Genomic DNA, 21275 nt, shown 5'->3' with positions numbered 1-21275 from the left:
TTTCAGCAAAATAGGGTCCGCTGAGTCCGCAATCGCAGCGCCCCTCACGCTCCTTACACTGGTTACTTCCCGCCGCCCGCCGCCTCACGCGGCTCACGCATGGTCAGGCTGACGCGGCCCTTCTTCAGATCGACGCCGAGCACCCATACGGTAACGTTGTCGCCAACGGAGACTACATCCATCGGGTGCTTCACGAAGCTGCCGCTGAGCTGGGAGATATGCACCAGCCCGTCATTCTTGATCCCGATATCGACGAACGCGCCGAAGTCGATGACATTGCGGACGGTTCCCTGCAGCTCCATGCCGGGAACCAAGTCCTCAATCTTCAGCACATCGGTGCGGAAGATCGGCGGCGGCAGCTCCTCGCGCGGATCGCGTCCCGGACGCTGCAGGCTCTCCAGGATGTCGCGCAGCGTGGGCACGCCGACCTCCAGCTTCACCGCCAGCTCGGCGGCATCCTGTGCGGCAAGCTGCGCAGCGACCTCCTTGCTGCCGAGCTGCTTGACGTCCAGCCCCAGCTCGCGGAACAGCCGGTCAACCACCGGATACGATTCCGGGTGGATCGGCGTGCGGTCCAGCGTATTCTCCCCGCCGGGAATCCGCAGGAACCCGATGCACTGCTCATAGGACTTCGCGCCCAGGCGCGGCACCTTCTGCAGTGCCTTGCGCGTCACGAACTTGCCGTTCTCCTCGCGGAACTTCACAATATTCTTCGCAATCGTCGAGTTAACTCCGGCCACATAGGAGAGCAGGGACGCCGACGCGGTGTTGACGTCCACACCGACATGGTTGACGGCCGATTCCACCACGGCCTTCAGACTCTCCTCCAGATGCTTCTGCGACACATCATGCTGATACTGCCCGACTCCGATCGCCTTCGGGTCGATCTTCACCAGCTCCGCGAGCGGGTCCTGCACGCGGCGGGCGATGGATGCGGCACTCCGCTCCGCCACATCCAGGTCCGGGAACTCCTCCTGCGCCAGCTTGGAGGCCGAATACACACTGGCCCCTGCCTCGTTGACGATCAGGTAGGCCAGCTCAGGGTCGCCGATCTCGGCGATCACCTCGGCCGTGAATTGCTCCGTCTCCCGCGAGCCGGTGCCGTTGCCGATGACGATGAGCTGGATGCCATATTTGGCGATCAGCTCCTTGAACTTGGCCGCCGCCTCCCGCTTCTTGTTGTTCGGCGGCGTCGGATAGGTGACCGCTACCTCCAGCAGCTTGCCGGTATCGTCCACCACAGCCAGCTTGCATCCGGTACGGTACGCCGGATCGACGCCCAGGACATGCCGCCCCTTCACCGGCGGCTGCAGGAGCAGGCTGCGCAGATTCCCGGAGAAAATGGAGATCGCCTGCGTCTCCCCCTTCTCCGTCATCTCCCCGCGCACCTCGCGCTCCACCGAAGGCGCGATCAGCCGCTTGTAGGCATCGCTGGTCACCGCTTCCAGCAGCTCCTTGACCGGCGAAGGGCCCTTCACCAGCTTGCGCAGAATGAACGCATGAATCTTGTCCGGCACCACCTCGATGCCGACCTTGAGCACATTCTCCCGCTCGCCGCGGTTGATGGCGAGGATGCGGTGCGGCGGCATCCGGTGCACAGGCTCGCGGTAAGCGTAATAATTCTCGTAGACGCTCTCCTGTTCGGCATCCCTTGCCTCGGAGACAAGAATGCCCTGGCTGGCCGTATACTGGCGCACCCAGGAGCGGATCGCCGGATCATCGGCAATATTCTCGGCGATGATGTCCATCGCCCCTTGCAGTGCCAGCTCGGCACTCTCTACGCCTTTCTCCGCATCGATATACTTCGCCGCTTCCTCCAGCGGCTGGCCTTGGCGGCGCTGCTCCATAATCCAACCGGCCAGCGGCTCCAGGCCCTTCTCTTTGGCGACGCTGGCTCTGGTCTTGCGCTTCTGCTTAAACGGACGGTACAGATCCTCCACTTCCTGGAGCTTGACCGCCCGCAGAATCTGCTCCTGCAGCTCCGGTGTAAGCTTGCCCTGCTCCTCAATACTGCGGATCACATCCCGCTTGCGTTCACCCAGATTGCGCAGATAACCCAGCCGTTCCTCAATGTCGCGCAGGGCATTCTCATCCAGCTCCCCGGTCATTTCCTTGCGGTAACGGGCAATGAACGGAATCGTATTGCCCTCATCGAGCAGTCCCACCGTAGTCCGTACCTGCTTCAGGCTGATGCCAAGCTCCTTGGCAATCGCCCCGTTGATCGTTTCCTGCTCCTGACGCTTCGCTTCCTCATCCGGCAGCGTGCCGGCATTCGTATTCTCTGCTGCCAATAGTATCCCTCTTTCCGCACACATGCTTATCTATTCCTTGAGACCATACCTCAAATATTATCACAATCTGCCCCTCTTCCAAAGTTTAGCCGGCAAAAGAACAGCGGCCTCTCCCCGAGAGACCGCTGTATCTATCAGCTTCAACTATTCGTGCGCAGACCGCGCTTCATCCGCCTGCCGAAGCTGAGGGACAGCATGAAGCACAGCACCAGCACCAGCGACGCCGCTCCATACGGCAGATTAATATCAAGATCAAACAGGACTCCGGCCACAATCGGACCGGCGATGTTGCCAAGGCTCGTATAGGCGGAGTTCATGCCCATCACGAATCCCTGCTGCGACTCGTCCGCCAGACGGGAGAGCTGGGTGCCGACCGCAGGCCGCAGCATATCCATGGAGAGGAAGACGATGAACGTGACTGTAACAATCGCCCAGTAGCCGTGAACCAGCAGCGTCAGCAGAATGAACACCCCTGAACTGAGCAGGGCGATGGAGATCACCTTGTTCTCGCCGAACCGGTTCAGAATCCAGCTGAACGCAGTAACCTGAATGACCGCCCCGGCAATCGAACCGAACGTCAGGACGAAGGCGATATCCTTCGGTGTGAACCCGAACTTATGATCCACAAACAGGCCGAAGACCGTCTCATAGTTGGCCAGCCCGAAGGACAGCACGAAGACAATGACCAGTCCGAAAAAATACGGCTCCCGGTAAGAACGCATCAGTTGGAGCACCAGACTGTCATTATTGCTTTTCCCAGATCCTGCTTCTTCACGCAGCTTAGCCGAACGCGATTCCGGCAGGACGAGCAGGGTAATCACCGCAACGATGGCAGCAGCCCCGGCAGCAACGAAGAAAGGAACCCGGATACCCAGCTCCGCCAGATACCCGCCGATGCCCGGCCCGATAATGAAGCCTGTAGTAATCGCTGCGTTGATGAAGCCCATCCCCTGGGCCCGCTCTTCCGAGGTCGTTGTGTCTGCGACATAAGCCATCACCGCAGGCATAATCATCGCTGCACCGATACCGCCGAGCATTCTGGAGATGAACAACACCCATGCGGCATTAGCCATGCCGAACAGCAGCTCCGACAAGGCAAAGACGATCAGTCCGCCGACGATGATCTTTTTGCGCCCCATCTTGTCGGAGAGCCTTCCCGCGAAGGGTGAGACCAGTAATTGTGTGAGTGAGAAGGCGGCGACCAGCAGTCCGACTACACTTCCGCCGATGCCCAGCTCATTCATGTACGTTGGCATAATGGGAACGACGAGACCAATCCCCGTAAACGCCAGAAAAATATTCAACATCAGGAGCAGCATCGCTCCCCGGTTTTTTAACAGTAAAGCCATGATATGATTCCCTCCGTAGATCCCCGGGCCAATCTGAATGTATGCTCCGGATGCAAATCTTGTCTATCTGTTACTCTCTTCACCGGCGCGCATTCCCTGAAGCAGCATCTGCAACGCCGACCGGTAGTATGCCCTGATCTCCTCCCGGGTCTGCGCAATCGCGGCAATCTCGTTGACCCGGCTGATGCCCTCCAGTATCCCGCTCAGAGCAATTACACTGTTCTCCAGATCACCGCTTCTCAGGTAACCGGAATCCATGCCCTCCTGCAGCAGCTCGCGGCAGACCTGCATCACCCTATTGAAGCTCTCTGAGAGACGGCTGCGGAAATCATCCGGCAGTGTGCGGGAGCGGGCATATTCCTCCAGCGCATGGGTGAGCGGATTCTGGAAATCATTCGCATAATGATCCCCCAGCGCGAACAGGCGGGCCTCCGTGCCGCTAATCCGGCTGCGCTGTTCCTCCCACTCCTGGAGCCACTTCCGCATATCCTCCTCCACCACATACAGGAATAACTCATCCTTACTCGGAAAATGGTGATACAAGCTGCCCTTGCTCACCTCAGCGGCGGTGCAGACCTCATTCATGCTTACCGCTCCGTAGCCCTTTTGCGCAAATAAAACAGCAGCCGTGTGCAGAATCCGGCGCTTGGTTTCTTCTCCATCTGAACGTCCTTTTATGGTTATCACTCCTCTAGACCGACCATTCGGTCTAATTGTAGCATGAGGCCAGACCCGGGTGCAACCCGGCTGCTTCTGCCTGTTATTGCCTGGCTGGACTAGGTGTCTGCATATGCCCACTGCCTCGCCCAATGTGATCGGTTTTCCGATTACATTTACCTCACGCGCCTCCACCACGCCAAATGTGATCGGTTTTCCGATTACATTTGCTCCACGCGCCTCCGCCACGCCCAATGTGGTCGGTTTTCCGATTACATTTGCTCCACGCGCCTCCGCCACGCCCAATGTGTTCGCTTTTTCGCATACATCTGCCCCGCGCATCCTCCCCAGCCCCAATGTGTTCGCTTTTTCGCATACATCCGCCTCGCGCCCCCTCCCCAGCCCCAATGTGTTCGCTTTTTCGCATACATTCGCCTCGCGCACCCTCCCCAACCCCAATGTGTTCGCTTTTTCGCATACATCCGCCCACGCACCCTCGCCCAGCCCCAATGTGTTCGCTTTTTCGCATACATCCGCCCGCACACCCTCGCCCAGCCCCAATGTGTTCGCTTTTTCGCATACATTCGCCTCGCGCCCCCTCCCCAACCCCAATGTGTTCGCTTTTTCGCATACATTCGCCTCGCGCCCCCTCCCCAGCCCCAATGTGTTCGCTTTTTCGCATACATCCACCGCGCCCGCCCCACGCCACCGCTATGTATCCGCTTTCCCACGCAACCCAAAAAGGCGGCACCGGAGATCCGGCCCGCCTTCCATACCCATTATTGATGTTAGTCCCCGTATGGTTCAGAAATCAATCAGCCCAAGGCTGATCTGCAGCGAATCATCCACCAGCTTCATCGTCTCATCGTCCAGGTGGGTGATCTTATCCGTTAAGCGTTGTTTGTCAATGGTACGGACCTGTTCCAGCAAGATGACGGAATCCCGGTCGAAGCCGTGCGCTGCCGCATCAATCTCCACATGCGTCGGCAGCTTGGCCTTCTGAATCTGGGCCGTAATGGCGGCCACAATCACCGTCGGACTGAAGCGGTTGCCAATATCGTTCTGAATGATCAGTACCGGCCGAACCCCACCCTGCTCAGAACCCACAACCGGTGAAAGGTCGGCAAAAAAAACGTCGCCGCGTTTAACAATCAATGGTTACACCCCGCTTACTAAGCGGCCAAGAGTACTGTCTGCATCTTCCTCAGCGAGAAAGGCCTCGCATGCCATCGTCAAATTAATCTTAGCCATTTCCATATAGCCCCGCTGCATGGACTCCCGGATGGTACGCTTCCTCCGATCGCTCAAATACAGCTTCATGGCCTGCCTGATCAATTCACTTCGGTTAGAGTTCTCCATTTGAACGATCCCATCTACTTCCTGCAAGAGATGATCGGGCAAGCTGATCATGATTCTTTTGGTGTTCTGCAAATTGGCCACCTTCTCTTCCACCCCCACAAACCTTCTGCCCTTGTGTTCCAGTGTTACAATATACAAGGAATTTTATACAAGGAATATATGCCGCCAGTATATCAAGTATGCTGCATCCCATTATAAACTAGAAATGGCGGTTCGTATAGACTATAAGTCATATGCACTATACGGTTATTCCCGGTATTCAATTCCTGTACCAGTATCTGGTCAGGGCCTTAGGCCTGCAGCAGGGGATTCACCAAGGTGTTAACCTTGCCTTCGCGTACGTATACGCGGGGTACCCGGTGAGCCAGCATACAGAGAATTTCGTAGGGGATCGTCCCTAAATGGAGCGCCAGTTCATCTGCCGTGATCGACTCTTTGCCCTGGCGTCCGATGAGTACAACCTCTTCGCCTGCTTGAATTTGTTCTGCTTCTCCTGCGAAAGATTTCAGTGATACCATACACTGGTCCATGCAGATGGTTCCGACGACAGGAACGCGGCGTCCGCGTATTAGCACCTCCGCTTTGCCCGTTAGCATGCGGGAGTATCCGTCAGCGTACCCCACAGGGAGCGTAGCGATAACCTCATCGCTGGCCGTGAAGTACCGGGTGCCGTAGCTGATGCCTGAGTCAGGCGGCAGGGTCTTCACGTAGACAGCCTGCGTCTTCAGCGTCATTACCGGGTGTAAAGCAACCTGCTCACGGTTCACCTCAGCCGAGGGATAGTATCCGTACAAGCTTATGCCTACACGCACCATGTTAATGGATAGTAGAGGTGTATCAATGGCCGTAGCGCTGTTACCCGTATGTATGATCGGGATGTTGAGATTCATGTCCCGAAGCGCTTCCGCCACGCTCATGAACCGCCGGTACTGCATTAGTGTATAGCTTTTGTTACGTTCGTCTGCTCTGGCAAAATGGGTGAACATGCCCTCAAGCTCCGCCTGCGCAGTTCTCTGCACTTCAGCGATGAATGCAGGTGCATCTTCGGGCGATAATCCCAGCCGGCCCATTCCGCTGTCAATCTTGATGTGCACCTTCAGCCGGTGCTCCGGTTGGACAGGAAGCGCTCTTACCGCATCCAGTACCTCCGGTGTGAACATAGTTACAGTAATGTTGTTCTCCCAGGCAGCGGCTATGCCTTCCGGCGCAGTATAGCCCAGCACCAGTACAGGAAGTAGTATTCCCGCCTGACGCAGCTCCAATGCCTCATCCAGAAAAGCAACGCAAACATAATCCGCTCCCAGCCGTTCCAGCTCCCGCGCCACTTCCACCGCTCCGTGTCCGTAGGCATTGGCTTTGACGCAGCCCATGAATCTTGTCTCCTGCGGCAATACCGCGCGGAAGGCCTCGTAATTGGCCCGCAGGTTATCCAGATGAATCTCGGCTACGGTCGGCCGATAACTTGCCTTCACTTCAGGTCACCTTCTTACATTGTAGTAAAACATCTCTGCCTAATTTACGCACAGATCAGAAGTCTTACTGCCAATGGTAATGCTCGCGAAGGCCGCTGTCAATGCGGGCAAAGGAGCAGAAAACGGACACTGCGGGTAGAGGAAAATGTTTCCTACCATGCGCAGTATCCGCCCGCTGATTTTTATTTACCCGATTGTTCCTCCATAGAAGCGGCTATTTGCATCATTTCCGTAACTGGCAGATTGGAACTGGTAATCCGGTACTCTACACCGTCGCTCATCCAGGTCAGAGTCTGCTGTTCATCGCCGCTGAGCAGACCGGCGGTGAACCCGAGATCGATCAGCGTTCCGGGAGCCAGCGACACCGCACGGTCAAGCGGACGGGACTCCATAATGGTGTACTGATAGAGACCGTCATACCGGATCAGCACCGCGTGATCCTTGCTCCCTTCGATCTTGTTGGTATCCTTCAGCTTCACACCGGCCGGGATGTAATCCGGCTCGATGATCCCGAAGTCGCCCTGGTCAGCAGCTACCGTAGCCCCAGCCTGTTCACCGTCCCCGGTCACTACCGGATTGCCGTTCTCATCGACCTCCGCCATCGTGTTCTCGGAAGGGCTGCCGGATGCCATATTCTTCTGCATATCAAACGCATCGGCGGCAAACTCAGGATCGAACTTGAAGCTGTCGAAGGTCACGTTCACAACCACCTTGGCTTCAGAGTCTGATACCTGAACCTGCTTGGGTTCATAGGTTTTTTTGGCCAGCCAGATCTTCTGGCGGACCAGCGCGCTGCTCTGATAATTCGCGGCGACCTCGAACACATAATTATCCCCGTCCTCCACGAACTGCCGGTTATTATCGGAGACAATGCCCTTCAGCAGCGTCTGGTACAGGTACACCTGGCCCTGGCTGTCCGGCCAGTCGCTCTGGAAGCGGAAGCTTTTGCCCAGACTTGGGGTCAGCACGAATACGCCCTCATCATTGCGCAGCACAATCTGCTTCAGATCCTTCTGGACGTTCGACAGACTGATCCGGTAATACGAAGGATTTTTGTACCATACCTCCACCTTGTATTCCTGCGGCTGCTCCCCGGTGTACAAGGTCATTGTGCCTGAGCCCTGATAAGCCCCCTGCTTGCTCTCCAGCTTGTCAGACACTTGATTCAGATCCTTGACCACAGAGGCGGCATCCTTCTTCCCGCACCCCGCCAATACTAAGGCCACGCTCATAATGATCGCGAGTACCCATGTTATCCGGCGCATGACATCATCCCCTTAACCTGTTTTGAATGCATTGATTAGTACATGTCTATGAGGGACTTGGCCTCAATATGCAGACGGGCATGACAAGCTGGAAGAGAAGTATGCGCACAGGGCTCCCGCTAATTCCGGATATACAGCAAAAAGCGCCAGCCGCTCCCCTTACGGGGCTGCGGTCTGACGCCTTCGGATTTATTTTACCAGTTGATCGACTCTGCGATCTTAAGCACTTCAGCCCGGTCAAGACCGCGGGTGCTGAGGCTGTACATCACGCCATTCGCTTCCCAGTCCAGACTTCTGTCACCGACCAGAACCGCCTCCGTCCCCTTGAGCTTCACCTGCTCCACCTTGTCGTCCGTTGCCATAGAATAAGCATTCTCTTCATTGGCCAGACGCAGCTGCATCCCGATCCGCTTGTCCTTATCCTTGCTGGTGAAGAACAGCTCCACAATCTGCCCGCTAACGCCCTCCTCATCCTTGTAGAACTCCCCGTGGTCGAAGGCAAAGCCCTCAGGCAGGTACTCCGGCAGTTTCACCTTGAAAGAGGCATATTGATTAAGCCCGGCAGGCTCCTTAACGGTGAAGACCTGCTCATCCGCTTCCTTGTCGCGCTGCTCCTGCTCGCTCAGGGTAACCAGCTTATCCCCGTCAAAGTTGACGATCGCCTCTCCGGCTGCATTGAAGATAGCCTTTGGCATGCGGTCAAAGGAAGTCACCGGGTTCCCGTCCTGATCAAAGATCTGGCCCTTCCACGCCTCCGGGAACTCCTTGGGATGGCTTCCATCCATCTGGGCAACCTCAATATGCCCCAGATTGACCGATTTCAACACCCGCTCCAGCATATCCTGTGCAAATGAGGGTCTGACAAAAGATACACTCACCACCGCTGCCACCAGCAGGGATGCTGCAATCATCACCGGACGTCTGATCCGTTGTTTGTTCTTCATTCGATATTCCTCCTGTTTCTTCTGATTAGAGCGGTATTGCGCCTGGCGGAGAACCTCTGCCGGATCGGACTCCCGGGAGAAGTCCTGGCGGGCCAGATAGGCTCCCAGCTCTTGCAGCCCATCCTCCGCAAAATCCGGCTGCACCGCATTCTTCTTCTTGCTCATAGCTCCTCCACACTCCCTATTTCAGATTTCAGCTTCCTCATACTGCGATAGAGAATGACCCCGACATTGCTCTCCGACATTCCGGTAATCCGGGCAATTTCGGTATTCTTCAGATCGGCCCCGAACTTCAGGGCAATCAGATTCCGCTCCTTCGCACTGAGCGTATCGAGCGCCTGCTGCAGCCTGCCGCTGCGCTCCTTGTCCAGCATCTGGGCCTCCGGCTCTTTCCGTCCGGAGATCAGCTCCCGGATGCTGTCCAGCGAGAAGAAGCGCTGCCTTGCCCGGCTGCGGTAATAATCATTGACTACATTGCGGGCAATGGCGAACAGCCACACCTCCAGCGGCGCCTTCTCCGGGGAATAACCGGATAATTTGGACAGCGTCTTCTCAAAAACCTGGCTCGCTAAGTCCTCCGCGGTGTAACGGCAGTCCACCCGGTACGCGATATAGTTGTATATCCTTTTGTAATAGGCTTCAAAAACCGCTGGAAACTCCAGCTCTGTCTCTGTCTCTATATTCGGGGCAATCTGACCATGAATCAAAGGCAGCAATGCGCGCTCTTGCATCCTTCCGGCCCTCCTTTCCAGGGAGAATGTACTTGGCCAAGTATTGTTACGCGGGTTAATACGCTCTATGTACCGGTTCCATTACATCAGCGGACGAAAAAAAAGACAGAGGATAAAGGCTCCCCTGCCTACTGTAATTTCTCCAGGATTAACTGGCTATGCGGTTTATTGTTGAAAGCAGGCTCCCTTGTCTCAGGCCGCCCCCTTCTTCTCGGTCATGAAGTACACCAGCGCCAGCACCGGAAGCGCCAGCCCGATCAGGGTCGCCAGGCTCCAGCCGCCATACGCATAGGCCCAGGCACCCAGTGAAGAGCCGACAGCACCGCCTACAAAAAAGATCGCCATAAACAATCCGTTCAGCCGTCCCCGGGTCTCGTTGCCCAGTGAATAAATCGCCCGTTGCCCGAGCACCAGATTGCCGGATACGCTCATATCGAGCAGAATGGCTGTGAGCACCAGTAGGCCCAGTGTCAGGTTGGAGGTATCCCGCAGCAGATAGGCCAGAATGAAGGAGACTGCCGCCAGGGAAATACCCAGCCCGGTCAATAAGCGGGTCCAGCCCTTGTCAGCCAGTCTGCCCGCGATCGGCGCGGCTACAGCTCCGCCCACACCAGCCAGGGCAAACAGGGCGATTCCCTGCTGGGACAGATGATACTCGCTGGACAGATGCAGGGGAACGGTCGTCCAGAACAGGCTGAAGGAGCCGAACAAGCTGGCCTGGTATAAGGCGCGGCGCCGCAGCACCGGCGTATGCATGAGCAATGTGCCCAGGGAGCGGATTAACTGTCCATAATTCAAGCCGGGAGCGGGCTTACGGGCGGGCAGGATACGGGACAATAGCAGCGTCAACAGCGCAGTTACGACCGCTGAGACCACGAAGATGGACTTCCAGCCCCAGAGGCCGGCCATGAAGCTGGCGACCGGACGGGCGAACATAATACCCAGCAGCAGCCCGCTCATGACATTGCCGACGACCCGGCCGCGGTCTTCCTCTGAGGCCAGATAGGAGGCGTACGGCACCAGGACCTGCGCCGCTACCGAGCCCAGCCCGATCAGCAGCGAGGCGGCCAGAAACAGCGGTGCATTCGGTACAAGGACGGATAGCGCCAGGGAGACTACAACCAGTATCAGCGACATTACCGTCAGCCGCCGGTTCTCGATAATATCACTGAGCGGGACGATGAACAGCAGCCCGGCGACATAACCGATTTGCGTCAGCGTAACGATTAGTCCTGTTGCTCCGGCCGACAGATGAATCGCCTGTCCGATTGGCCCAACCAGCGTCTGGGTATAATAGAGATTCGCTACGATCAGTCCGCACGATACGGCCAGCAGAAATGTGATCCAGCCGGGAACAGCCTTTGCGGCTTCAGGGGAACCTGCTTGTTGTTGCACCGGAGCGTTAGCCTTCATTTGAAACTCCACCTTCCATTTTTTAAATACTGAACGTTCAGTCCATTAATTAGCTATGAGCAAATAATATACTAAACGTTCAGTATTGTAAATAGGCAGTTTTATGATATACTCCATTATAGTTGAGTTCATTCTTATAGGAGGAATCATTATGGAGAAAAAAAGAGGCCGTCCGCGTAATACCGAGGCCAAAAATGCCATCCTGAAGGCTTCGTATGATCTATTGCTGGAGATGGGATTCGCCGCTGTGACGGTGGAGAAGATTGCCGAGCAGGCCCAGGTCAGCAAAGCCACGATCTATAAATGGTGGCCGAACAAGGCGGCCGTGGTCATGGACGGTTATCTGAACGCCGCGAACGCCCGGCTGCCGATCCCGGATACCGGGTCCGCCAAGGAGGATATTCTGATCCATGCGGGGACTCTCGCGCAGTTCCTCTCCAGCCGGGAAGGTAAAGTGATTACGGAGCTGATCGGCGAAGGACAATCCGATGCCGGACTGGCCGAGGCTTACCGGAGCAGATACTTCGGCCCGCGCCGCCAGGAGGCCTGGAAGCTTTTTGAACGGGGGATAGTCAGGGGGGAATTGAAGCAGGATCTGGATATCGGGAGCTGTATCGATCTCGTCTACGGCCCCATCTTCTACCGGCTGCTGCTGACCGGAGGAGAACTGGGTGAATCTTCTGTCAGGGCGTTGGTACTGCTGGCGCTGGGAGGGATTGAGGCTTAAAGGTCAGCCGGTATTTTCAGCAATGTAACAGCCTTGTCTTATCTTTGTTAACAGAACGTGACCCGCTGGCGGTGTTTTTCATTTATAATACAAGGGATTGGAATTTCCAGACTCCGGAGGTTATCTTATGAAAAAATTGATCGCCGCTTCCGCCCTTGCCCTGCTTCTGGCCGGCGCTGCCGCGGCTTCACCTATAGATACAGTTCATTCTGCACCTGCACCGCTATCCCTTGTGGTGGACGGACAAGCTGTCCTGCCCCATGCTGCGCCCTTCCATTCCGGCGGCACCCTGTATGTTCCGGCCCGCACGCTGCTGGAATTCTACCCGATGCAATTACAATGGAACAACACCCTCAAACAGCTTACACTGTTCACGAGCTGGGACAAGACCATTCTCACACCCGGTAGCGCTTCCATGAAGGTCAGCTATACGCAAACGGACGGAGGCTCTAATGAGACGCTGGACGCGCCTGTGCTGCTGAAGGCCGGGCGTGTGTATATCGCGGCGGCTACGCTGGACTCCCTTACGGGAGCTGTTACAGAGCTGAAACCCGGCGGAAGCCGGGTCACTGTTACCCCAGGCGATCTGAGCACCACGGTCAGGGTTCCGACAGAGCCTCTTGCCGTTGCCGGTACTAACAGTAAAGTGAAGCTGTACGCCGCGCTGAAGGACGGCAATACCTACAAAGGCTTCATCCTTGAGGTTAACGGCAAGAAGCAGCGCTTCAACTGGACCGTACCCAGAGACTACTCGCACCCGCCTCAGCTTTACTATGCCGATGTAGATTCGGACGGCAAACCGGAGGCCACCGTTGTATTCACCCTTGGAACCGGAACCTCACTGGTTGCGCAGGAGGTCCATGTGGTGAAGCCTGAACAGGGCAAAGAGCTCTCCGTACCTGCGGCAGACGTGGCCGCCCGCGCAGCAGTCTCCTCCAGTATTACATTGGATCAGAAGGATGTGCTGCTGAAGCTGGAGCTTCAGGGAACCGTTCCCTCCAAGGTGACGCTTAGACTCCCGGACCGCGCTGAGGACGGCTTGAAATATTTCGGCAGCACAGCGGCAATTGGTGCGGTGACCTATTACAGCGTGGAGAATAACAAGCTGCTGGCCGACACCAGCCTGATGGTCGGAATGACTGAGAGTGTAGGAACCTTGAAGCTGGAATATAAGGCAGGCAAGACGGGGATGGAGCTGGGGGCTATTGCTTTTGAGCCGGATGACCGGGGCGAAGCCATTGTGGAGAAATAATCCGCTGCCGGAAGGAGGAGCTTGCACATGATTGATGCCCATATTCATCTGGACCAATATGAAGACAGCGTGCTGGAGGGACTGGAGAATCAGGGCATCGAGGCCCTGATCGCAGTCTCCATGAATCTCGCCTCCAGCAAGCGGACCCGGGAGCTGGCAGCCGGATATCCCGGCCTGGTGAAGCCGGCTTACGGCTTCCATCCCGAGCAGCCGCTGCCTGGAGAGGAAGAGCTTAATGAGCTGCTGAAGTGGATGACCACTCACGCTGACAGCATGATAGCCGTCGGCGAGATCGGGCTGCCTTACTATACCCGGGCCGAGGCCGAAGCGAGCGGCGAAGCCTGGGATCAGGAGCCTTACCTCCGGCTGCTGGACAGGCTTCTGGGCCTGGCAGTCCGGCTGGACAAGCCGGTGGTGCTGCATAGCGTCTATGAGGACGCCTGGACTGTCTGCGATCTGCTGGAGCAGCACCCGATTACGCGTGCCCATTTCCATTGGTTCAAGGGGCCGGAGGCTACTATTGAACGGATGATCCGCCAGGGGTACTACATCTCCTTCACCCCCGACATCCTCTATGAACCGGAGATCCAGGACCTGGCGCGCCGCTACCCGCCGGAGCTGGTCATGGCCGAAACGGATGGCCCCTGGCCGTTCGAGGGACCGTTCGCCGGACGCCCCACCCATCCGGCGGTGGTGCATGACGTGGCTGCCGCATGGGGGGCGCTGCATGGATATACACTGGCTGAAGCGAAGGCGAGACTTACGGCGAATACGGTGCGGTTCTATGGGCTGTAGGGCAAGGCGCTCCACTCAAATACAGCATCAGCTTCACACCTGTTAAGGTGCAAGCGATATGCTTAAGTGCAGTCCGTACAACTAAAAAATTGGATTTATCGCCGAATACCCGTTTAGCTGTATTTTGTACAATTGAAATACCTCAGTACCCAGGATCTCGCCCACTCACGCAGATTTAGTTGTACAGACTACAGTTAGAGTAAGAAACCCTTCACTTTAACTGTTTTTTAAATGTACTGAATGCAACTATGCCTGACATTTCGCTTCAAACCCAAAACTAATCAAATTGTTCCTGTTGAAGGAATCATCGTTATTGATTATCCGTTCCGACCAGCTGAATACGATTATTAAAAGAGGCAGCCAACCACATGGATCGACTGCCTTCTTGAATTTATTGTGTTATTGTTGCATGTCAACTCTATACCATTTAGTAGTAAATAATTGCTAAGTGTCCTGATCATCGAAAACATAAAGTAACTTATGGTTCAGTCTTTCAAATTCAGCCATGAGATCTGACCTATTCCTTGAATATTGACTTTGTATATAGAACCTGCTGCTGGTATATAAAAGAGACCATACTATTTCTTTAGGAATCATTTCTTTTTTATGAATGGATTCTTTATAGGCATCCAATGTTGTATGCAGATATTGAATTAAATCATAATCAATTAAAGCATTCCCATCCCCTCCTCCGTTCCCCCTTAACTTCACAGAAAGGTCTATGCATATTTTCTTTAATTCCTTCTCTAAGTCAGGCTCCATATGATACCTTCATTCTCAAATTAATTATTATCTATCCTTCCATTTGCCACCTTAATTTATTGAGCATTATTCAATTTCAACTGATTCAGACTTAAGTGAACCATCCTCATGGAAGGGTTATATAATCATTAACTGTTGCTCGACTATACTCAAGCTTATCCGCCCTTATTTCACTCACTAGTTCTATCAATTCTAACGTATAGCTTAAATAGGCAGCCGCCGCACCGATACTTTATCTTCCTTGAACTCCATAACATAAATATCCGGCTTCGTGGTCTGCAGCAGGAAGTCCAGACCGTACTCCGGGGCGAAATAGCCCATCATCAGGGACATCACCATGCCGTGGGTGCCGATGGCTACTCTTTTGCCGGCATGGGTCCGCAGAATATCCTGCAGCGTCTTCACCGCCCGCTCCTGGCACTCCCGGTTCGATTCCCCGCCCGGCAGGGCGTAATCCGGATCGGTGTACATTTTCTGGAGTTCAAGGTACAGGTCTTCGTCAGATAGCTGCTCGTCGCCCTCCATCCACACCTTTTCTCTCAGATCATCCACCAGAATGATTTCCTGCTCCAGCTTATCCGCCAAATCCGCAATTGTATTGACCGCCCGGATATACGGGCTGCTGTACATCACATCTATCCCTTCATCCTTCAGACATTCAGTGACCCGCAGGGCATCCTCTTCCCCCTTCGGCGACAGGCCGCGCGTCCATTCATCCACCCCGGTCCGCAGCGAATCCCCGTGTCTCACCATATAGATATAAGTTGTCATAAGCTCCTCCTGTCTGTCTGTTAATGAACCGCCCCCTGAACGGCGCTCTCTGCTGTATTGCTTGCCGCCGGCCAGAGCTGGCGCCCGAACATTAGCCCGGCCACCCCCAGAACCAACAGCAGCAAGCCGATAGTGACAAAAATACGGGCCGGACCCGCATACTGCACCAGCACACCACCCAGCAGAGGCGCTACAATCAGGACCGTGCTGAGTACGGTATTCTGGATGCCGAAGATGCGGCCGGTCATGTGCGGCGGGGTTTCTTTTTGCAGACAATAATTGAAAGTAACCATAAACATGCCGTTGCCGATCCCCAGCACGAACCCGATGAGCAGCACCCACAGAATCGACGCCCCCGGCTGAAGCAGACCCAGCGCGGCAATCGACCCGCCAATCAGCACATACCCCAAGCCCAGCTTCCAGCCATACCCGCCTTCGGATTTCAGCTTGTTCAGCATCAGGATGATCAGCACTGCGCCTGCTCCCGTAGCGGCAACCATCCAGCCCAGCAGCGCTTCCCGCTCCGGGGCGAAGATCCGGAACAGACTGGTGAATTGAAAATCAACCACCTGAATGACCAGCGATCCGGCGAGTCCGAACAGCATCGCGGTCAGCAGCAGGCGGCTGCGCAGCAGAAAGCCCCAGCCTTCCCGCCACATGGTGCCAAGCGAAACCTTACCTTCCGGCGCTTCAGACCGCTTGCTGTCTGCTTCATCCTGACGGATACGCTTGACAGACAGCAGCAGCAGATAGGAGCAGCTGCGCAGCACGGCATTCAGCAGAATGCACCACTGGGGCGTAAGGAAGGCGAGCGCCAGACCGCCGAGCAAGGGTCCGGCGATTTTGGAGCCTTGGTTGACCAGTCCGTTCAGTGATGAGGCCTGCAGCAGCTGATCCTCCCGGACCAGACTGCGGGTCAGGGACTGCTGGGCCGGCATGTTCAGCGTGGACAGCGCGGAGCGCAGGGCCAGCAGCGGCAGCAGCCAGAGCATGTTCGGCGCAAGCAGCACCAGCAGGGTCAGCAGCGCGGTCAGCAGATCGCAGGTACGCATCAGCTTCAGCTTGTTCATCCGGTCGGCGGCTGCGCCGGCAACCGAGCCGAGCAGAATGCTCGGCAGCGCCAGAGCTACCGGTATGAGCGCCAGCATCAGCGGACTGGCCTGCCAGCGGTAGCCGACCAATACCTGAATGGCCAGCGCGTCGAACCAGTCGCCGAAGCTGGCGGTGGCGAACGCGGTGTAGACACGCATGTACGTTGTGTTATGCAGCAGGCTTGTTCCCTGCTTGGTTGAAATCTCCATCTTACATTCCTCCAGGTTACCTGTAATCTTAGATGTTCCATCTATGATCCTAAGATAACGGAGAATTGTCAGAGAAATATCAGAGGGCTTCCAGCTGCCCCAGCAGCAGCTCCTCAAGCATCTGCTCCAGCCGGGGCAGGCCGCAGACTTCAAGCCCCGTAGTGAACAGCTCCTCATATTTGCGGTCCAAAGCGCTTCCCGCCAGGAACATGCGGCAGAAATGGTGAATCCGGTAGATCGAATAGAGCCGCAGCGGAATGAAGCCGGACATCTCCATCACCTGCAGCCCCTCCTGGATCAGCTTATCCCCCTCTGCCCATTGTTCCCGCCGCAGCGCCCAGAGTCCTTGTACCACCTTATAACTGCCAATCTCGCGCAAAAATGGCTTATCCCGCAGCACCCGTTCCACTGCTTCATCCAGCCGTTCCAGCTCCACCTCACCAGCACCGGCAACAAGATGGATGAACAGCTCGGTAATCATCGTGACGGGTATGAAGTTCTCGAAGCCGGGTCCGGCGATGACTTGGTAGGTGCGTTTCAGAAGTTCCAACGCCTGCTGCGGCCGTCCGGCCAGGGTATACAGATCCAGCATCGTCAGAATCTCCAGCTCCAGCTGATCCGCCGGATTCAGCAGCTTCCGTTCAATGAGGCGCTCGGCGTATTCCACCTTCTCCTTGGGATTGCCCGTGAAGAAGTAGAACAGGCTGAGGTAAAAGAGCCGGTCCTTCAGCGGAAGCTCGCCCGTATGAATCAGCCACTCCAGATCTCCCTGCACGAAATGAACCACCATTGCATAATGCGGGTCCAGCTCATAGCCAAGGATGTCCTGCTGGCGGGCCAAAGTCAGTATCGAATTGCCCTGGCCATACACATGGAATTTTGAGAAGACCTCGCGCATGGTCTCCCGCAGCTCAGAGTCATGCGTTGCCGGATTCACCGCCACACCCGCAAGGCTGCCGGGGAGCGTCAGACTGTAGCCGAAGCCGCGGATGGTTTTGATGCCGATGCCGTTCAATGGCCGCAGCTTCTTGCGCAGCCGGTAGATATGATCGTCCACCGTCCGCTCCACCGGGTACTCCATCGGCCACACTTTATCCAGCAGCTGCTCCCGGCTGAAGGTCCGCCCCCGGTTGCGGTACAGAAACTGCAGCAGCGCAAACTCCTTGGGCAGCAGCTCCACCGTCAACCCGCCGGAGGACACTTTGTATTCACTTGCGTTCAGCTCGAGGTGCATGGCCGTGCCTCTTTTCTTCTGATTTCTGTCATCAGGAAAAGTATACATCATGCACCGAGTTTATTTAAATACTCGCAAAGGGTGAAGGCCCGATTGCACGTTGTGATCGGTTTTTCGATTACATTTGGCCTACGCACCGCCCCCGGTCTCATTGTGTTCGGTTTTTCGCATACACACTGCCAATATACCTAAAAATCCCCCTGCAGTTGCCGCTGCAAGGGGATGTATGGGTGCTCTGCGCTGGCTACCCAGCCATATTATTAAAAGAATCCTGTTCGGAGAATACAGAGATATGGTTCACTGTGCCGGTTGATGACGGAATGATGAACTTGAGCTGATACTGCTTGTTGGCCTGGTAAATATAGATGTTGTCTTCACCGTTCACTGCGGTGGCATCCGGCTTGCCGAGCACCGCTTCAATCTGCTTCAGGGTCAGACTCTGCAGGTCAGGGGCGCTGGAGCGCACATCAAAAATCTTCATGCCCTTGTTAAAACCAAATACCACACTCTTCTTCGAATAGGTAGAATAGACTCCCTTGCCGGCCGACTCCTTCAGATCCGGGTCTCCCCAGGCAGCCTCCACCTCATCGATCATCCCGCTATGTGCAGCATATTCCACGCCGGGCACCTTCCCCTGCTTGGCCAGCTCCAGCAGCTCATTCAGCTGCTTGCTGCGCTCTTCCGGTGTGGCGGCAGCTCCGCTTTCGCCTGCAGCTCCAGCATCGCCTGTAACGGTAGCGGCTCCGTCTGCGGCCCCGCCATCTGTAGTTACCGGCTCTGCATTCGCCGCAGCGCCTTCATCAGCGCCACTCACATTACCAGCCGCCGGTGTCGCCGGAGCTTCCGTTACAGCAGCCGGAGCAGAAGTGCCGCCGGACGCTGTGTCCGGCTTCCCGGAGCTGCAGGCGGTAAGGCTGAGCAGCCCGCTGAGCAGCAATAGGCAGGTTAATTTTTTAACGGATGTAATCATGATGTCATCTCCTTTGAATATAGGGAACGTCCTCCTAGCAATGTACCCCTATAACGCAGAGAATGAAGCAAAGGTTGCAGCTTAAGCAAACTACACAGGTACGGCAAAAGGCAGGGCGATCAGCAGCAGTGCAGCCATGCTCAACCCCCGGGTCCATCCCGGCTTCAGCTTCAGGTTCTGTTCTGATCTGTACCAGCCCTTGAACTGCCAGTGGTTCCGGTACATCACTATGAACACCAGCAGATTACCCGGCACAGCCGTATAGAGATTCCCTTCCCGTCCATACAACATAGTGAACAGCCACTGCTCAACGGCTATCAGCAGAAGTAACGTAAGCACCAGCAGCACGATTAAGCGCACAATCTCTATACAAAAAACCGCCATCCTTCCCATCCGATCCCTCCGTTCTATTCATCCATCTTCTGCCCGTTCTCCTGCTCTGCATATCTGGCGACATGCCCCAGGATCTCCCGGTTATGGCGCACGATGATCCGCTTGGCGCGGTAAGGTTCCGTCAGCTCCAGAATCGCAGGAATGCTCTCCTTGCGGAAGCCGCGGTTCCACTCAAAAAGCATGGTGCAGAGACTCTTGAACGTCTGCTTATAGTTCCCCTGCTCCAGCCCCAGCCTGGTCTTCACGAACCTGCTGATAACCCGGGCGTCCTGTATGTAAGCATTTGGATGAATCAGAACAATCAGATCCGCTTCCCGGAAGCTCTCCGTGCCCCATTTGTGATGAACGCCTTCGATAATCCATGACTCCTTAGCCATGGTCCGGGCGAGCTGTGCATCCCTTGTCTCAGGGGTGTTGCGGATATTATCCCCGCTCCGGTCCCAGACGAAGTTATCCGTCTCATAATACGGTATCCCGTATGTTTCAGCCAGCAGCTTGGCAATATACGTCTTCCCGCTCCCGCAGCCGCCTATAATCCGTATACGAATGATCTAGTCCCTCCTACGTGCCCCCGATTCATCTCTAAATAACAAATTCTCCGTACATCCAGTTCATCCTGCCCTAAGCCAGTAAAAGAAAAAGCCAGCCGGTCAAGGACCAGCCAGCTTCAGCATCTACAGCTTCACCGCTCCATCCTTCGCGTTCCAGGTGAATGGGACGCCGAGCAACTGCGTCAAGCTCCCCAGCGGGATATAGACACGGCCGTCTACACGCTTGGAGGCCAGCATTTTGACGGCTTTGCCGTTCACCTGGGCGGACTCGCTGAGCGGCTTATGAATGGCTGTATACTTGCCCACGGTAATGACAATTGCTCCGGTTCCGGCTTGCTGCTGCAAGCTTCCGCCGAGCAGAGCTACCGTCTCCCGCAGCGGGATGTAGACCCGTGAATCCTCCAGCAGGAAGGAATCCTTCACCTTCGTCTTCTCCCCGTTCCTGATGAACGAGCCGGCGATCATCTTCGATCCGAGCCGGTAGCCGTTCTTCTCGGCGATGCTGGCCATATCCAGCCCGGAGGTCGTGATGATGACCCGGGTGTTCTTGGCGATCTTCGGATAGAGCCAGTGAATATCGTCATTGTGCATCCGGATGCATCCGGCGCTGACATATTTTCCGATGGAGGATTCATTATTATTGCCGTGAATAGCGTAGGTTGTGCCGTAAGTGTCATTCACCTCAAGCCCCAGCCAGCGGTCGCCCAGCGGATTGGCCGGATCGCCTCCGGGAATCTTCTCTTTGTAGTAGGGGCGGTTCTTGATTTTGACGACGATTTTGAAGCTGCCCTCAGGGGTCAGGCTCTTCGTCTTGCCGGTGGCGACCGGAAAGGTCTTCACCAGCTTGCCGTCACTGTAGTAGGCGAGTTTGTTCGTTTTTTTGTTGACGATGATCAGGTCCGAGGATGCTGACGCCGCTGCGGCTGATCCGGCGAAGCCTGCGGTCAGCAGCAGCACGAACACCAGGGTGAGTGCGATACTTCTCGGCCAATACCTCCTAAGCCAGCTTGATTGTTCCTGCAGATTCATAGTTGCCCA

General features: G+C 55.8%; 21 protein-coding genes. 3 read left to right on the top strand and 18 right to left on the bottom strand.

What is annotated here, in order from left to right:
• Positions 1-62: 62 nt before the first annotated feature.
• The 10 genes from MHI24_RS22185 to MHI24_RS22140 form a co-directional block, all read right to left on the bottom strand.
• Positions 63-2261, bottom strand: coding sequence for a Tex family protein (locus MHI24_RS22185; RefSeq protein ID WP_340026754.1), 2199 nt, complete (start codon positions 2259-2261; stop codon positions 63-65).
• Positions 2262-2431: 170 nt separating this feature from the next.
• Positions 2432-3640 (bottom strand): MFS transporter, encoded by a 1209-nt coding sequence (locus MHI24_RS22180; RefSeq protein ID WP_340021691.1) that lies wholly within the window; start codon positions 3638-3640, stop codon positions 2432-2434.
• Between the two features lie 63 nt (positions 3641-3703).
• Entirely contained in the window at positions 3704-4327 is a 624-nt protein-coding gene (locus tag MHI24_RS22175; protein ID WP_340021690.1) for a TetR/AcrR family transcriptional regulator, read from the bottom strand.
• A gap of 774 nt (positions 4328-5101) precedes the next feature.
• Positions 5102-5452, bottom strand: a complete 351-nt coding sequence (locus MHI24_RS22170) for a type II toxin-antitoxin system PemK/MazF family toxin (RefSeq protein ID WP_036697332.1) — start codon at positions 5450-5452, stop codon at positions 5102-5104.
• Between the two features lie 3 nt (positions 5453-5455).
• Positions 5456-5737: a ribbon-helix-helix protein, CopG family gene (locus MHI24_RS22165; protein WP_338019703.1), complete on the bottom strand. Its 282-nt coding sequence runs from the start codon at positions 5735-5737 to the stop codon at positions 5456-5458.
• A 209-nt stretch (positions 5738-5946) separates the two neighbouring features.
• Positions 5947-7128, bottom strand: a complete 1182-nt coding sequence (gene alr / locus MHI24_RS22160) for an alanine racemase (RefSeq protein WP_340021689.1) — start codon at positions 7126-7128, stop codon at positions 5947-5949.
• 182 nt (positions 7129-7310) lie between these two features.
• Entirely contained in the window at positions 7311-8393 is a 1083-nt protein-coding gene (locus tag MHI24_RS22155) for an outer membrane lipoprotein carrier protein LolA (protein ID WP_340021688.1), read from the bottom strand.
• Between the two features lie 194 nt (positions 8394-8587).
• On the bottom strand, positions 8588-9502 hold the full coding sequence (locus MHI24_RS22150; RefSeq protein ID WP_340021687.1) for a DUF4367 domain-containing protein: 915 nt from the start codon (positions 9500-9502) through the stop codon (positions 8588-8590).
• Positions 9499-10068, bottom strand: a complete 570-nt coding sequence (locus MHI24_RS22145; RefSeq protein ID WP_340021686.1) for a sigma-70 family RNA polymerase sigma factor — start codon at positions 10066-10068, stop codon at positions 9499-9501. Before MHI24_RS22145 ends, MHI24_RS22150 begins: the two co-directional genes overlap by 4 nt.
• A gap of 192 nt (positions 10069-10260) precedes the next feature.
• Positions 10261-11481 (bottom strand): MFS transporter, encoded by a 1221-nt coding sequence (locus tag MHI24_RS22140; protein WP_340021685.1) that lies wholly within the window; start codon positions 11479-11481, stop codon positions 10261-10263.
• 151 nt (positions 11482-11632) lie between these two features.
• On the opposite strand from MHI24_RS22140, the gene MHI24_RS22135 reads away from it, so the two are divergent.
• From MHI24_RS22135 to MHI24_RS22125, 3 genes are all read left to right on the top strand, one after another.
• Positions 11633-12208, top strand: a complete 576-nt coding sequence (locus MHI24_RS22135; protein ID WP_340021684.1) for a TetR/AcrR family transcriptional regulator — start codon at positions 11633-11635, stop codon at positions 12206-12208.
• A 127-nt stretch (positions 12209-12335) separates the two neighbouring features.
• A complete protein-coding gene (locus MHI24_RS22130; protein ID WP_340021683.1) occupies positions 12336-13460 on the top strand; it encodes a stalk domain-containing protein in 1125 nt (374 codons plus the stop codon).
• Positions 13461-13487: 27 nt separating this feature from the next.
• Positions 13488-14255, top strand: coding sequence for a TatD family hydrolase (locus tag MHI24_RS22125; protein WP_340021682.1), 768 nt, complete (start codon positions 13488-13490; stop codon positions 14253-14255).
• Between the two features lie 444 nt (positions 14256-14699).
• Here the strand turns inward: MHI24_RS22125 and MHI24_RS22120 are convergent, their stop codons facing one another.
• The 8 genes from MHI24_RS22120 to MHI24_RS22085 all read right to left on the bottom strand — a co-directional run bounded on the left by MHI24_RS22120 (position 14700) and on the right by MHI24_RS22085 (position 21266).
• Positions 14700-15017 carry a hypothetical protein gene (locus tag MHI24_RS22120; RefSeq protein ID WP_340021681.1) on the bottom strand — a complete coding sequence of 106 codons (318 nt, stop codon included), beginning with the start codon at positions 15015-15017 and terminating at the stop codon, positions 14700-14702.
• Positions 15018-15221: 204 nt separating this feature from the next.
• Positions 15222-15788, bottom strand: coding sequence for a histidine phosphatase family protein (locus MHI24_RS22115; RefSeq protein ID WP_340021680.1), 567 nt, complete (start codon positions 15786-15788; stop codon positions 15222-15224).
• Between the two features lie 20 nt (positions 15789-15808).
• Positions 15809-17089, bottom strand: a complete 1281-nt coding sequence (locus MHI24_RS22110) for an MFS transporter (RefSeq protein WP_340021679.1) — start codon at positions 17087-17089, stop codon at positions 15809-15811.
• A gap of 79 nt (positions 17090-17168) precedes the next feature.
• Positions 17169-18323, bottom strand: coding sequence for a winged helix-turn-helix domain-containing protein (locus MHI24_RS22105; protein WP_340021678.1), 1155 nt, complete (start codon positions 18321-18323; stop codon positions 17169-17171).
• A 244-nt stretch (positions 18324-18567) separates the two neighbouring features.
• Positions 18568-19293, bottom strand: a complete 726-nt coding sequence (locus tag MHI24_RS22100) for a YjgB family protein (RefSeq protein WP_340021677.1) — start codon at positions 19291-19293, stop codon at positions 18568-18570.
• Positions 19294-19383: 90 nt separating this feature from the next.
• Positions 19384-19686 (bottom strand): hypothetical protein, encoded by a 303-nt coding sequence (locus MHI24_RS22095; RefSeq protein ID WP_340021676.1) that lies wholly within the window; start codon positions 19684-19686, stop codon positions 19384-19386.
• 14 nt (positions 19687-19700) lie between these two features.
• Positions 19701-20063, bottom strand: a complete 363-nt coding sequence (locus MHI24_RS22090; RefSeq protein WP_340021675.1) for a hypothetical protein — start codon at positions 20061-20063, stop codon at positions 19701-19703.
• A gap of 297 nt (positions 20064-20360) precedes the next feature.
• Entirely contained in the window at positions 20361-21266 is a 906-nt protein-coding gene (locus MHI24_RS22085; RefSeq protein ID WP_340021674.1) for a L,D-transpeptidase family protein, read from the bottom strand.
• Positions 21267-21275 lie beyond the last annotated feature (9 nt).

Source organism: Paenibacillus sp. FSL K6-1096 (assembly GCF_037977055.1).
Classification (GTDB): domain Bacteria; phylum Bacillota; class Bacilli; order Paenibacillales; family Paenibacillaceae; genus Paenibacillus_AQ.
This window is presented reverse-complemented; position numbering and strand designations above follow the sequence as displayed.

Excerpts from the sequence above, each read along its gene's own strand:
- MHI24_RS22105 (WP_340021678.1), bottom strand. The coding sequence starts at position 18,323 with ATGCACCTCGAGCTGAACGCAAGTGAATACAAAGTGTCCTCCGGCGGG.
- MHI24_RS22130 (WP_340021683.1), top strand. The coding sequence starts at position 12,336 with ATGAAAAAATTGATCGCCGCTTCCGCCCTTGCCCTGCTTCTGGCCGGC.
- MHI24_RS22140 (WP_340021685.1), bottom strand. The coding sequence starts at position 11,481 with ATGAAGGCTAACGCTCCGGTGCAACAACAAGCAGGTTCCCCTGAAGCC.
- MHI24_RS22155 (WP_340021688.1), bottom strand. The coding sequence starts at position 8,393 with ATGCGCCGGATAACATGGGTACTCGCGATCATTATGAGCGTGGCCTTA.
- MHI24_RS22125 (WP_340021682.1), top strand. The coding sequence starts at position 13,488 with ATGATTGATGCCCATATTCATCTGGACCAATATGAAGACAGCGTGCTG.
- MHI24_RS22180 (WP_340021691.1), bottom strand. The coding sequence starts at position 3,640 with ATGGCTTTACTGTTAAAAAACCGGGGAGCGATGCTGCTCCTGATGTTG.
- MHI24_RS22120 (WP_340021681.1), bottom strand. The coding sequence starts at position 15,017 with ATGGAGCCTGACTTAGAGAAGGAATTAAAGAAAATATGCATAGACCTT.
- MHI24_RS22090 (WP_340021675.1), bottom strand. The coding sequence starts at position 20,063 with ATGGCTAAGGAGTCATGGATTATCGAAGGCGTTCATCACAAATGGGGC.
- MHI24_RS22095 (WP_340021676.1), bottom strand. The coding sequence starts at position 19,686 with ATGGGAAGGATGGCGGTTTTTTGTATAGAGATTGTGCGCTTAATCGTG.
- MHI24_RS22145 (WP_340021686.1), bottom strand. The coding sequence starts at position 10,068 with ATGCAAGAGCGCGCATTGCTGCCTTTGATTCATGGTCAGATTGCCCCG.
- MHI24_RS22150 (WP_340021687.1), bottom strand. The coding sequence starts at position 9,502 with ATGAGCAAGAAGAAGAATGCGGTGCAGCCGGATTTTGCGGAGGATGGG.
- MHI24_RS22085 (WP_340021674.1), bottom strand. The coding sequence starts at position 21,266 with ATGAATCTGCAGGAACAATCAAGCTGGCTTAGGAGGTATTGGCCGAGA.
- MHI24_RS22100 (WP_340021677.1), bottom strand. The coding sequence starts at position 19,293 with ATGATTACATCCGTTAAAAAATTAACCTGCCTATTGCTGCTCAGCGGG.
- MHI24_RS22110 (WP_340021679.1), bottom strand. The coding sequence starts at position 17,089 with ATGGAGATTTCAACCAAGCAGGGAACAAGCCTGCTGCATAACACAACG.
- MHI24_RS22115 (WP_340021680.1), bottom strand. The coding sequence starts at position 15,788 with ATGACAACTTATATCTATATGGTGAGACACGGGGATTCGCTGCGGACC.
- MHI24_RS22135 (WP_340021684.1), top strand. The coding sequence starts at position 11,633 with ATGGAGAAAAAAAGAGGCCGTCCGCGTAATACCGAGGCCAAAAATGCC.